The 12,189-nt window shown below is 46.4% G+C and carries 11 protein-coding genes; 6 read left to right on the top strand and 5 right to left on the bottom strand.

Annotated elements, in window-relative coordinates; genetic code table 11:
* Positions 1 to 169 precede the first annotated feature (169 nt).
* The 3 genes from AC3E9V_RS12105 to AC3E9V_RS12095 all read left to right on the top strand — a co-directional run bounded on the left by AC3E9V_RS12105 (position 170) and on the right by AC3E9V_RS12095 (position 2,894).
* A complete protein-coding gene (locus AC3E9V_RS12105; protein ID WP_488753464.1) occupies positions 170 to 1,282 on the top strand; it encodes a hypothetical protein in 1,113 nt (370 codons plus the stop codon).
* Positions 1,279 to 2,157, top strand: coding sequence for an SDR family oxidoreductase (locus AC3E9V_RS12100; protein WP_488753463.1), 879 nt, complete (start codon positions 1,279 to 1,281; stop codon positions 2,155 to 2,157). The genes AC3E9V_RS12105 and AC3E9V_RS12100 overlap by 4 nt, the downstream gene beginning before the upstream one ends.
* A gap of 110 nt (positions 2,158 to 2,267) precedes the next feature.
* Positions 2,268 to 2,894, top strand: coding sequence for a hypothetical protein (locus AC3E9V_RS12095; protein ID WP_488753462.1), 627 nt, complete (start codon positions 2,268 to 2,270; stop codon positions 2,892 to 2,894).
* 32 nt (positions 2,895 to 2,926) lie between these two features.
* On the opposite strand, the gene AC3E9V_RS12090 is transcribed toward AC3E9V_RS12095, so the two are convergent.
* Positions 2,927 to 3,232: a hypothetical protein gene (locus AC3E9V_RS12090; protein ID WP_488753461.1), complete on the bottom strand. Its 306-nt coding sequence runs from the start codon at positions 3,230 to 3,232 to the stop codon at positions 2,927 to 2,929.
* A 225-nt stretch (positions 3,233 to 3,457) separates the two neighbouring features.
* Between AC3E9V_RS12090 and AC3E9V_RS12085 the strand changes: the two genes are divergently transcribed.
* Together AC3E9V_RS12085 and AC3E9V_RS12080 are read left to right on the top strand one after the other, a co-directional pair.
* Positions 3,458 to 4,087 (top strand): hypothetical protein, encoded by a 630-nt coding sequence (locus AC3E9V_RS12085; RefSeq protein WP_488753460.1) that lies wholly within the window; start codon positions 3,458 to 3,460, stop codon positions 4,085 to 4,087.
* 166 nt (positions 4,088 to 4,253) lie between these two features.
* Positions 4,254 to 4,670 (top strand): DUF1761 domain-containing protein, encoded by a 417-nt coding sequence (locus AC3E9V_RS12080; RefSeq protein ID WP_488753459.1) that lies wholly within the window; start codon positions 4,254 to 4,256, stop codon positions 4,668 to 4,670.
* Positions 4,671 to 4,779: 109 nt separating this feature from the next.
* Here the strand turns inward: AC3E9V_RS12080 and AC3E9V_RS12075 are convergent, their stop codons facing one another.
* Both AC3E9V_RS12075 and AC3E9V_RS12070 read right to left on the bottom strand, forming a co-directional pair.
* Positions 4,780 to 5,787, bottom strand: coding sequence for an LIC11966 family surface protein (locus tag AC3E9V_RS12075; RefSeq protein ID WP_488753458.1), 1,008 nt, complete (start codon positions 5,785 to 5,787; stop codon positions 4,780 to 4,782).
* A 2-nt stretch (positions 5,788 to 5,789) separates the two neighbouring features.
* On the bottom strand, positions 5,790 to 7,805 hold the full coding sequence (locus AC3E9V_RS12070; protein ID WP_488753457.1) for a S41 family peptidase: 2,016 nt from the start codon (positions 7,803 to 7,805) through the stop codon (positions 5,790 to 5,792).
* Positions 7,806 to 7,973: 168 nt separating this feature from the next.
* Between AC3E9V_RS12070 and AC3E9V_RS12065 the strand changes: the two genes are divergently transcribed.
* A complete protein-coding gene (locus AC3E9V_RS12065) occupies positions 7,974 to 9,377 on the top strand; it encodes an alkaline phosphatase PhoX (protein ID WP_488753456.1) in 1,404 nt (467 codons plus the stop codon).
* Between the two features lie 207 nt (positions 9,378 to 9,584).
* Here AC3E9V_RS12065 and AC3E9V_RS12060 read toward each other — a convergent pair whose 3' ends face one another.
* Positions 9,585 to 11,705: a xanthine dehydrogenase family protein molybdopterin-binding subunit gene (locus AC3E9V_RS12060; protein ID WP_488753455.1), complete on the bottom strand. Its 2,121-nt coding sequence runs from the start codon at positions 11,703 to 11,705 to the stop codon at positions 9,585 to 9,587.
* 12 nt (positions 11,706 to 11,717) lie between these two features.
* The gene (locus AC3E9V_RS12055; protein WP_488753454.1) at positions 11,718 to 12,173 is read right to left on the bottom strand and encodes a (2Fe-2S)-binding protein; all 456 of its coding nucleotides are present in this window, start codon (positions 12,171 to 12,173) and stop codon (positions 11,718 to 11,720) included.
* Positions 12,174 to 12,189 lie beyond the last annotated feature (16 nt).

Below are 12,189 nucleotides of genomic sequence, written 5' to 3'. Positions count from 1 at the left end.
ACGTATAATTTATGACCTGGATCATAAGCAAAATGATTTTGATCAGTTGCGGATAATTCAAAAGTCTTTTACATCCGAAAACAAAAATAAACCGTTGTATATGCGAGGATGACTTTTATCATAAAATAAATAAGGAACGTCGTTTAACTTTTGACCATATAAAAGCGAGATGATATCTCTGAAAAAAGTGAGGTCTGAAAAGGACCTGGACAAATTCATGAAATTTCCCCTGCATCTTTACTACGGGAACTCCAGGTACGTCCCTCCTTTGCTGAAAGATGAGCGGAATAACCTTTTATCACATCACAATGGAGCCTATCCGGAAATTAAAACCAGCTACTGGCTGGCAGAAAAGGACGGAAAGGTAGCCGGACGGATTGCCGGGATCATCAGTCAGGAGGCTCATTCAAAAGAAGCCCGTTTTGGGTGGCTGGATTTTATAAATGACCAGGAGGTTGTCAGGCAATTGTTTGGTGCCGTGGAAACATGGTGCAGGGAGGAGAACATTAGCTCCCTGCATGGCCCACTGGGCTTCATTTCATTTGACCGGTCTGGTGTTTTGGTTGAGGGGTTTGAAGAGATGGCTACCTCTTTTTCCAGCTACAATTACCCCTACTACCAGAACCTGATCGAAAAGGCCGGATATTCACGGGAGTTTAATTGGGTAGAATATCGCATTCAAATACCAGAACAGGTCCCTGACAAGTTTATCAGAGGCTCAAAAATGGTGCAACAAAGGTATGGACTTACATTAGCAAACATTCGAAGCAAGAAAGAACTCATCAGGTATACGGAAGAGCTCCGTAACCTGCTCAATGAATCCTATGCTCACCTGGAGGGGTTCACTCCTTTGTCGGCAAATGAATTCCGTAAGCTCTATGAGCAATTCATTTCGTTTGTTTCCACTGATCTGATTGCTCTGGTCAAAGACGCAGATGGCAACATTGTGGGGTTTGGACTGACCATGCCAGACCTGGCAGAAGCCCTCATCAAAATGAAAGGACGTTTTTTCCCCTTCGGACCCTGGCATATTTATCGGGCATTACGCCAAACCAATACCCTCGACCTCTTGTTGATAGCTATAAAGCCTGAATATCAAAATAAAGGGGTCCACGCCTTGATTTTTGAAAAAATACTGAATGCTGTTATCAGAAGAAAGATCAAATATGTGGAAAGCACAAAGGAGTTAGAAACCAATTTTAATATTCGGAATCTTTGGTCTGAGTTTGACTACCGGCAACATAAGATCAGTACTTGTTACATAAAAAAACTAAACAAATGAGTGCTCATTTTCAATTGCAAAATCCCGCCTCCAAAAAAGACGGAATGAATAGCCAACTGCTCCGCTCTCCACTAAAAGGCAAGGTGGTTATTGTGACCGGTGCATCTTCAGGGATAGGTCGAGCCATGGTAGTCCATTTTGCCAAGCTGGGCTGTAAACTGGTCCTGGCCTCTCGCAACTACCTGAAGCTGGAGAAGCTTGCATACGATATCCACTCACTGGGTGGCACGGCCTCTGTAGTAACCACTGACGTGACCAGCAAAGCAGACTGCAAAAACCTCATCGATGAAACGCTCCATCTGTATGGTAAGCTGGATATTCTGATCAACAATGCCGGTATAGCCATGAGGGCCAGTTTTTTGGATGTACGACTGGAAGTGCTTGAGAAGGTGATGGCTACCAATTTCTGGGGTACGGTCTATTGCACCAAATATGCCCTGCCATACCTGCTGGAATCAAAAGGCAGCCTGGTAGCTATCTCGTCTATTTGCGGGATCACTCCCTTACCGGGCAGAACCGGATATTCCGCGTCCAAGCATGCCCTGGATGGGTTTATGGATACGATACGTGTAGAAAACCTGAAGAAAAACCTACACGTACTGACCGTGCATGCCGGTTTTACGGCCTCTGAAATTCGGAAAAACTCCCTGAACAAAGACGGTATGCCCCAGGCTGAGTCTCCACGAGATGAAAAGAAAATGATGCCGGCAGAAGCAGTGGCCACTCATGTAGCTAATGCCATCGTGACACGTAAAAGGGATATTATCCTTACTATGCAGGGAAAGCTTATCAGCTGGATCTTTAAACGTTTTCCTGCAGTAGCCGAAACGTTAATCTACGATGAGCTGGTAAAGGAAAAAGACTCACCGTTTTAAAGGGTAACAGCAAATGCTACGATTTGAGAGCCTCTTACTCTTTACCCGTAAAATGGTCATACTGATCGCTGTCCATAAGCGCATATTCCAGGTTTTGCTAATTTTAGAGGATGAAAAAAATATTGAGTATCAGGTGGATCACCTATCACTTACAAACTCTTATGCAGTACCTGCTCCTGTTTCATCCCTTTCAGATACGCAAGAGTACCTTCCCTGTAAAATTCAGGCCCGGATCGCCTTTCGGCACCTTCCTGGTTGGTCTGGTTAGCTTGTGCTGGGTTCTTATTCCTGTTCTTATTTTTGTCCTTACCCTTATAAATGCCCATATCCTTTTACCTCCCGAGACATTTATCGTTTCAGTAATCGGTCTTGTTGTAAGTATTTTGTGGCGGAAGGCGCTGGACCCTCAAAGTTACATTGTTTTCGACCGTCATCAGATGCACCATACCACGTACGGGTTTTATGAAAAACACTCGGAATCGTTTGACATGCAGGACTTAAAAGGACTGACTTTATTAAACGAAAAAATGGAACGTGGCTCCACGAACTTTAAGCTTTGCGTGGTACTGAACGATGACCGGATGATCCTCCTGCATCTTTCTATTTTTGGGAAAAAGACCAGAAGGCTTTATCGGGAGTATGCCCAGTTGCTCGGGCTAAAAGAAATAGAGAAGCCACCGTCCGGACTCCCTGTCAATGACCTGTTTGTAGGCCGAAGGAGTACCTCTGACGATTGATAGTGTGAAAAGGCGTTACAATCAGGAGACCGTCAATAAACCTTAATCTCCACTTTCTCCTGCCCTGCTTTTCCCAGTGCAAAAAAGTAGGCATCCATAAAGGTGTTCATATCCACCCAGGATTTTTCCATCATATGAGAGATCCAGGTAGATTCTTTCAGACGACCAGCCTCGATCAAATACGGTGGATCGTCGTGCTCCAGATTCCCGCTTACCTTTACAGTCCAGTCCCCAAACTGTACATCTTCGGCTAAAACTTCCGGATTGTTTACATCATGCTCCGGCTCCCCAAATACTGCGCCGAATGGTTTGTCAATGTTTTTATAGTAGTCGATCATAGCACTTTAACGTTTTAAAAAGGTTTCACTTCATTACTGGTATGTACCTCGCCGTTGGACTATCTAAATTTAGGGATTCTTAAATAAAATTAAGCTGACATTTGTCATTCGGTAAAAGAATATACGTCCACTCCCAGATTAACGATCGTTTGTCAATAACAAATTGTCCGGCCGTTTCTGGATCAACCTGATAATTGCCTATTTTCACCTAAAAACCTGTAGTATATGAAAGAAGTCTTTCGTGCTAAAACCGGACCGGGCGCCTATATTCCCATCATTATTGGATTCATTATTGTCTTCTCTCCCCTTTTGATCTTTGTGTTTGCTACGGACGAAGGGGCAGATCTTTCTTTCGGCTGGGTGGTAATTTTCCCTTTATTGATCATGATCCTTTTTCTCTATGTACTTATTGGAGCAACATTAAGGATGTTTATCTCCTATACGATCACTTCGGAGGGTGTTTATCTCAGAAAACCACCTTTTCACACCCGGTTTTTCGAGTTCAGTAAAATAGATTCCGTCCGGTACCTAACACCCGAAGAAACGCGTCGGCAGGTCGAAACATCTGTGAAAGAGCACGACAGCTACGGTGAAAGTGCGGACCTGGCAGGCTATATACGCACACTAAGGGAAAAATCTCCGGAATATAAGTATTACACAATTGCACCGAGGGTAAAAGTCAAATCGGTTGGAGCAAAAGAGCGTATCACTTCCTTAAAGGCCAGCAAAACAGGGGGCTCTGTTTTATTGGAGCTCAAAGATGGTCGGAAATTTTATCTGACCCCCGCCCAACCTGAGCGGTTTAAGCATTCATTTGATACAATAAGCAATTATCGGGTTAGGAAAAGGACCTAAACCTTAAGCAGCCCCTCCGCTTATCGTATGATAATAAACCTAAGACACGCTGACTGCCGTCCCCGAACCGCCTGATCCCTGACAATGAGCCGAAACCTTCTTTGATGTTCTCAAAAACCGGTACGGTATGATTATATTTAATAAACTAACGTAACCTCTAATACTTATGAGTGCAAAAAACCGAGTACTGGCAACCCTGGTGGGATTTGTCGTGTTATTTCTGCTGGGATCGCTGTTTTATGGCTTCCTGCTGATGGATTTTTATGCCGCTAATGGTGGTTCTGCTACCGGCGTGTACCGGGAAGAAGATCAGATGATCTGGTGGGCCCTGATAGTGGGCAACATTCTACAGGCCTACTTTCTGGTTTATATTTTTGGTAGCGTGGGTGAGGTCACCACCTTCATGGACGGCTTAAAGACCGGAGCGGTGCTGGGGCTGATCCTGGGACTGGCTATCAACCTGAGCATGTATGCTACCAGCAACATCATGAACCTGACTGCCGCACTGGTGGATCCGGTAGTTTCAACAGTCATGATGGCCATCACCGGCGGTGCGGTGGGCTACATGCTGGGAAGAAAGTAGTAATTCACTGAATGACAATTGCATTTTTGAAACCCGCCGGGATCTGCCAGCGGGTTTTTTTTATGGCTGTGAGAAAGACGACTTTCCTCCCCAAGGTCAAACATTTGCCCTACAAATGCTTATTATAGAAATCATCGATGGTTTTATTAAGATTTTCCAGACGCTTTGTTCGGTATTTATTCAGGTATTCACCGGTCTCATTGAAGGAGCCAATGGCATTGTTATAGTCATTGATCGATTGGTTATATTCATCTATTTCCTGCTGAGTGGGGTTCTTTTTTGACTCAAAATTCTTGACCAGAGTCTCCATCCGGTCTTTTTTAGTGAAAAAATCGATCTGTTTAGGCATATAGCGAACTGCCTCACCGAAATAAAACTCTACCATTTCGTAGCAAGCATTCTTTAAAGAATGATCTCCATGGTATCCATCTGTTTTTTTGATAGCTTCCATCCCCTCTTTACTGGTTATTTCCAGGGTTTGCCTGTACTGTTCTATGTCCCCCACATTTCCAGTTGCGACCGCTTCTAACATTTTTCCTTCATAAAAAGCGCTTTTATAAAAAAGTAAATAAACTCTATTGTAATAGCTGTTGATCTGGCCGGCATTATTCAGTTTCCTGGAAATCCTGGAGTCCTCACTGGTAAGCTGAATGTTATACTTACTGGCAAAAGTCGTTTGGGCCCGATTAAGCTCCTCCTGGGCAGAGTCCATTTTTAGGTTTACTCGCTCCTTTGTAAGCAGGTAGGCCTCCATAGCATCATACGACTCTTCGGCAATTCGCTCCAGATCCACAATTTTTCTGTAATTATCATTAATTACGTGATACGAAAGATTCAGATAGTTTACATAAGCTTGCTTCAGTGAGTTATCGCCTTTGTATGGTTTTACACGACTGGCCTCATACTTTGCTTTTCGCAAGGTCTCTACCAGGTCTCTACGCCTTTTTTCAATCCTGTTTGCATTTTTTCCACGAGATACCTGACGAATATAATCCCAGGTATCTTTATTGATCTGGTCATAATTTGCGGCAAGCTCACTCATGTGCTCTGCAGGATGTTCCTGGGCATGCACGACAAACAAAATACTAATTGATGCTATAATTAAGACAATTCTCATAACTATTCATTGGTTATTGAAACCCAATCCTTAAATATCTGAAAGGTTTCCTTAAGAAAAGGGTCTTTGGATTTTAAGACTTTTATTCGTTCGCTTTCACTTAAAAACGTCTCGTTGCTTTCTACGGGTATAATTTCAAAATCAGTGGTTGGTTCAGACAATGGATTATCCAAATGCCTGAACACATGATCAAAAGTTCCAAACCGAAGTGAGACTACGGTGGAATCTGACAGGCCATAGCTGATCACACGACTCAATGAATCAATGGCAGCCAATGAATTTCTTTGGGACACTTGCCTCCGAAGGTGATCGATCGGTTCGTTTCTATTCCTAACAGGCCTATATGACTTTCCCACTCTTTTGTGCTTCAAAGGATGACTTAGCAAAGATTCACTCACCAGATCCCTGGATAATAAAGTTGGCAATTCAATGTCCGGCTGTACACCTGTTCCCTGATAATTTGATCCGTTGAAACGATATATTTTCAAGTTGGTGACAACTACTGCCCCTTGAGATTCTTGTGCATATTGGGTCCTTACCGGCACTACTACCTGGCCGGTAGCTTTACCGAATGTTTGAGACCCTACGATCAGCGTATTGGGATAAGACTGCATAGCCGCAGCCACCAGTTCAGAAGCTGAAGCAGAAAGGGAATTTACAAGAAAGATCACCTTCCCATCGGTCAAACTACCTTTTTTAGTGTCCTTTACCAGGCTACCTGTCTTATTTTCAGAGGTTACCAAGGTAAATAGAGGACCGTAATCCGTAAAGTAGCTGATCAGCTCGTGGGCTTCCTGAATAGAACCTCCGCCATTGTTTCGCAGATCCACAATCACACCATCCAACATTCGCTTTCTAAAATCAAGGAGAATAAGCGCCAGATCTTCAGAAGAACTCCTCCCCTCAAGTGTGACCGAAGCATAAAAAGCCGGAAACTGGATGTAGCCCAATTGAATACTATCGTCCCGAAGGAGAAAAGAGTAAGTATGATTTAAGCTATTGTTGACCAGTCCCTTGGTTAGTTCGAATCGCCTGAACTGCCGGTCGTGTGAAGATCTTAGCTCAAGTTTCAGTTCACTTACATCTTCTCCGTAAAAAAGTCTGTCCAGTTCTTCAAGGGTAATACAGGAAGGCGCGACCAACTGGTCCTCCACAACAATTCCTGTAATCTCATCCCCCTCCCGAATCTCATGGTTGCTGGCATCACTAAACGGGCTCACCTGGGTGATTACATACTTATTTCCATCCTTCCTATAGGTGATCCCCGCCCCATAATACTCACTCGACAGGCTATAAATGAAGTTTGACTCTTCTTCAGGTGTCAAAAAATCACTATGCGGATCAAAACTTTGGCAATAAGCTTTCAGGTAAGCATTCAATACATATCTGGATAGCCGCTCCTCAATGAGCAATGATTCTACTTTGCAGAGCTCAGACCGGATCTCAAAATTTACGCGATCATTCAGATAGCGATTCACCTCAGCGGGTGAAGATTCCAAAATAGCAGAGTCTTCCTGATACTTATACAATACCTGCAACTTTAAACGTCGCTTCCATTTCTGCTCCAAATCCTCCTTGTCCTTAGCAAAAACCACTGAGTCCTGACTGACAGACAGCAAGACACTATCCGGCTGAAAAAAATCCAGCTTTGGCAACTCCTGCATCAGTTCTTTAGCACCTTCTAAGCAAGACTTAAATATAGACCTGATAGTTTCCAACTGTGACCGGGAATGGTCAGACTGAACTCCAAATTTTTCAGCGTCAAACAGGTCATAGATCTTTCCGGACTCAACATCCGTCAGGTAAATTCCTGCCGGATCGAGCTGCCTGGTGAGGTTGACAGGAAATCTGGAGGCTACGAGCGGCTGCAGTACTTCATAGTCAATGTGGTTTTCCTGAAGTGTCTTATCCACTAACCGAACAAGCTGAAGGTCCTGTGATGAAAAATGTTGCTGAGCCAGGATATGGAATGAAAGTATCGAGAGAAAGAAAACTATGGTAATTCGGAGGACAATCATTAACAGCGTTAGGCGGTTATCTTCAATTTTAGGCTTGCTAAAATACCAAAGCCTTCGGATTTTTCTAAAAAATGTGTGATTCTTTTCCCATCTTTTAATGTAATTCCACTTCTTCTCCGTCATCAAAAGATCATTATCTTTGATAACCACCTCTTAATCTATTGTATTTTGAAAAGAAGAAAATTCATCAAGCAAAGCAGCCTGGTCAGCGCCGGGTTCTTTAGTCTGCAGTCTTTTGTATCACAATGTGTCAGCCCACAGAAAGAAGGCGTCAACTACAAATCTTTTCCCTCAGCGTTGAGCGAAGGATATGGTCCGCTTAAAACGGATCCGGATGGCATCCTGGAACTGCCGGAAGGTTTCAGGTATAAGATCATTTCCTCACGCGGCAACCCAATGAGTGATGGCTTGCTTGTTCCGGGAAATCCGGATGGCATGGCGGCATTTCCAGGAGAAAACGGAAACGTTATCCTTATTCGCAATCATGAAGTATCTCCGGGAGATAACATCAATGGCTCATTTGGTGAAGATATGGGCCTTCTGAGTAAGGTAGATAAAGCCGGGTTTTACGACTTTGGTAAAGGCGAAGCGCCAGGGCTTGGTGGTACTACCACAGTGATTTATGACCCTGTGAAACAAGCGGTTATTTCCGAGCATCTAAGCCTGGCAGGAACCATAAGGAACTGCGCGGGTGGGCCTACCCCATGGGGCAGCTGGATTACCTGTGAAGAAACTACCCTCCGGGCCGGTGATATCCTGGAGAAGGACCACGGATACAACTTTGAGGTGCCGGCAGGAGCTTCATTGGTCGAACCGATTCCTATCACTCAAATGGGCCGGTTCAATCATGAGGCCGTTTGCGTTCACCCGGAAACAGGCATTGTCTACCAAACAGAAGATCGCCATGATGGTCTTATCTACCGGTATTTACCAAAAGAAAAAGGAAAGCTCCATAAAGGCGGAAAGCTGCAGGTGCTGGTGATCAAAGATAAACCTTCATTTGATACCCGAAACTGGAAAGATCTTGAAACGGAACGAATGGAAATAAGCCGAAAGTACGACGTAGTGTGGCAGGATATTGATGGTATAGATGCTCCGGATGATGATCTGCGATTGAGAGGTTTTGAGCAGGGAGCTGCGCGATTTGCCCGTGGTGAGGGCATGTGGTATGGAAATGATGAGGTCTACTTTGCCTGTACCAACGGCGGTTATGAAGAGCATGGTCAGGTTTTTCGATACATACCGAGCCCTAAAGAAGGACAGATTGGAGAAAAAGACAGTCCCGGTCAGCTGGAGATCTTTGTAGAGCCCAACAATACTGAAATAGTATCAAGCTGCGATAATGTTACGGTAGCGGGGAACGGCCATATTGTACTCTGTGAGGACCAGTCCACGCCCCGGATCGTAGGGATCAGCCCTGAAGGTGAGATGTATCACATTGCCCGAAATGTTGGTTATAAGTCCGAATTTGCCGGAAGTGTATTCTCCCCGGATGGCAGCACCCTGTTTGTAAATATCCAGGGGCCTGGCTTAACGCTGGCTATTACGGGGCCCTGGGAGCGGATTGGGTGATTAAATACAACCCCCTTCCCCCCCTTTGTTAAGGGGGATCGCTACAAATTATCATTTTTCAATAGAATTGGCGAAAAGTTCTTATAATTTAAAAAGGGAATAAATTATCCTTTCGATAACCTTCAAATCATGGAAGTCCCCCTTAGAAAAGGGGGAGAAAGGGGGTTGCAAGTCCATCGCCATCAGAGGAAAAGTCAACGTCAACAGTCAAACTTTCAAATCCATCGGCAGCTTCCTGATCCGCTTGCCTGTGAGGTCAAAAATGGCATTCGCCAACGCTGGAGCTACCGTTGGTAGACCGCTCTCCCCTGCTCCATCCGGATCGGCATCACTTTCGATGATCTGGGTCACGATCTCCGGACATTGACCAATGGTCAGCAGCGGATACGTATTCCAGTTTTGCTCTTTGATCTTACCTTCTTCGATAGTCAGCCCGGTTATAGCGGCTGTCAGCCCCATAACGATCGAACCTTCGGTCTGGGCTCTCACCGTATCCGGGTTCACACATATACCCAGGTCCAGCGCCGTGGTGATCTTCACCGGTTTGATCCGATCATTCTCTTTGACCACATCTACAACCATCGCAAAGTGGGCTCCTGAGCGCTCACAGATCGCCAGACCTCTTCCCATGCCAGCAGTCTTCTTCCCCCAGCTGGCTTTTTCACGAACAGTTTCCAATGCTCGCCTGAACCGCGGATGACCTTGCATCATAGCCAACCGAAACTCAAGCGGATCTTTTCCTGCTTTGTGGGCCAGCTCGTCGATAAAGCTCTCATGAGCAAAGGGATTGGTGGAGTGATACACTGCCCGCCAGTACGAAATGGGCACGTAATGCTTTTGCAATACCCCTTTTACCGAAAGGTTGGGAATACTGTACTCGGTATTGATCCCACCCATCAGCTGTCGCCCGGCGGTCATGTCGTCACCGGTTTGGTTACGGATCTCCTGGGCGACGACTTTATGCTCGAGCGCTTCTACATTCCCATCCTTATCCAGGCTGCCACGGCAAACGTTCAGCGAAGCAGCGCGGAATGGTCCCTGTGTCTGGTCATCCTCTCTTGTCCACATTACCTTCACCGGCCGACCGCTTTTCCGTGAAAGGTCCGCAGCTTCCTCCGCCACATCGGTCCGTGAACGCCGACCAAAACCGCCACCCATAAAGGTGTAGTTGATCCTGATGTTGGACTCGGGAATGTCCAGCATGCGGGACAGGTAAGAACGTGTACCATTTGGATTTTGGGTAGAACCCCAAAACTCTGCCGAACTCTCTTTTACACTAACCACCGCATTCATCGGCTCCATGGGCACATGGGCCTGGTAAGGCATTTCATAAACGGCTTCCAGCACGTCCGTAGCGTTGGCCAATGCCTGTGTAGCATCTCCTGAAGCATACAATTCATCTCCGGGTTTCTTACTAGCTTCTTTGTAACGGCTAAAGATCGTTTCGGTAGACTCTTTTTCCAGTCCTTTCTGATCCCATTCTACTTTCAGGGCTTTCCTCCCCTGTAGTGCCGCCCAGTAGTTTTCTGCCAGCACGGCCACTCCTTCCCGGTCATGACCAAACAGGTTGCGGGAGGTTTTAAAAACATGCGTCACTCCCGGCACCTTCAGCGCGGCGGTATCGTCGTAGCTTTTTATGGCACCCAGAAACACCGGAGATCGCTCCACGGATGCATAAAGCATGTTGGGAACCGAGATATCAATCCCAAATTTTGCTTCTCCGTTCGTTTTCAGCGGGATGTCCTGGCGTGGTACGGGCTGACCGATGATCGTAAAGTCTTTGACGGACTTCAGTTGGGGATCGGCGGGAGCTTTCAGCTTGGCCGCATCAGCCACGAGCTCACCGTAGGTCAGCTTTTTTCCGGAAGGATGCGTAACAACTCCATCCGCCGCTGTGCATTCGTTCATATCCACCTTCCACTGATTAGCAGCTGCCTGACGCAGCATGTCACGAGCAGCTGCGCCCATCCTTCGCATGTTGGTAAACTCACTCTGAATGCTGTGACTCCCCACCACCATTTGTCGGCCATAGAGCTCAGGGTTAGCGGCAGACTGTTTGATCTGTACAGACAGGATGTCCACGCCCAGTTCCTCAGCAAGGATCATCGGGATGGACTGGAAGGTACCCTGTCCCATCTCCGGACGGTGGTTAAACAACGTGACTGCTCCGTTCCCATCTATGGTGATAAACTGGTTCAGATCCAGGGGACCGGCTGACGAAAGGTTCTGAACCTCATTTCCCTGGCCAGGTGTGCACCCGATCACCAGCAATGCGGCCGATGCAGAAGATACCTGGATAAATTTCCTTCGTGATACGTTCGTTTTCATAGCTCAGCTGGTTTAGGTGTTTGCGGCTTTTTTGATGGCTTTTCGGACTCTGGGGTACGTCCCGCAGCGACAAAGCACGCCCCGCATAGCGGTATCAATGTCTTCGTCTGAGGGATTGGGATTGTTCTCCAGCAGAGAGATGGCGCTCATGATCTGTCCGGACTGGCAGTAGCCACACTGCGGCACCTGCTCGGCGATCCACGCCTGCTGGACAGGATGATCGTTGTTCTCCGAGATCCCTTCGATGGTCGTGACGGACTTGTCTTGCGCAGCGGATACGGGCAGCACGCAGGAACGAACCGGTTCGCCATCCAGGTGGACCGTACAGGCCCCGCATTGGGCAATGCCGCAGCTAAACTTGGTGCCGGTGAGCCCGAGGAAATCCCGGATCACCCAGAGCAGCGGCATCTGCGGGTCTACGTCTACCGACTGCTGTTTTCCATTCACTTTCAGGTTGATTGTGGCCATAGCTTTTCAGAGTTGG

The sequence above is a fragment of the Marinoscillum sp. HNIBRBA16962 genome (assembly GCF_057801515.1).
Note: the sequence above shows the minus strand (reverse complement) of the source record. Positions and strands in the feature narration are given on the sequence as shown.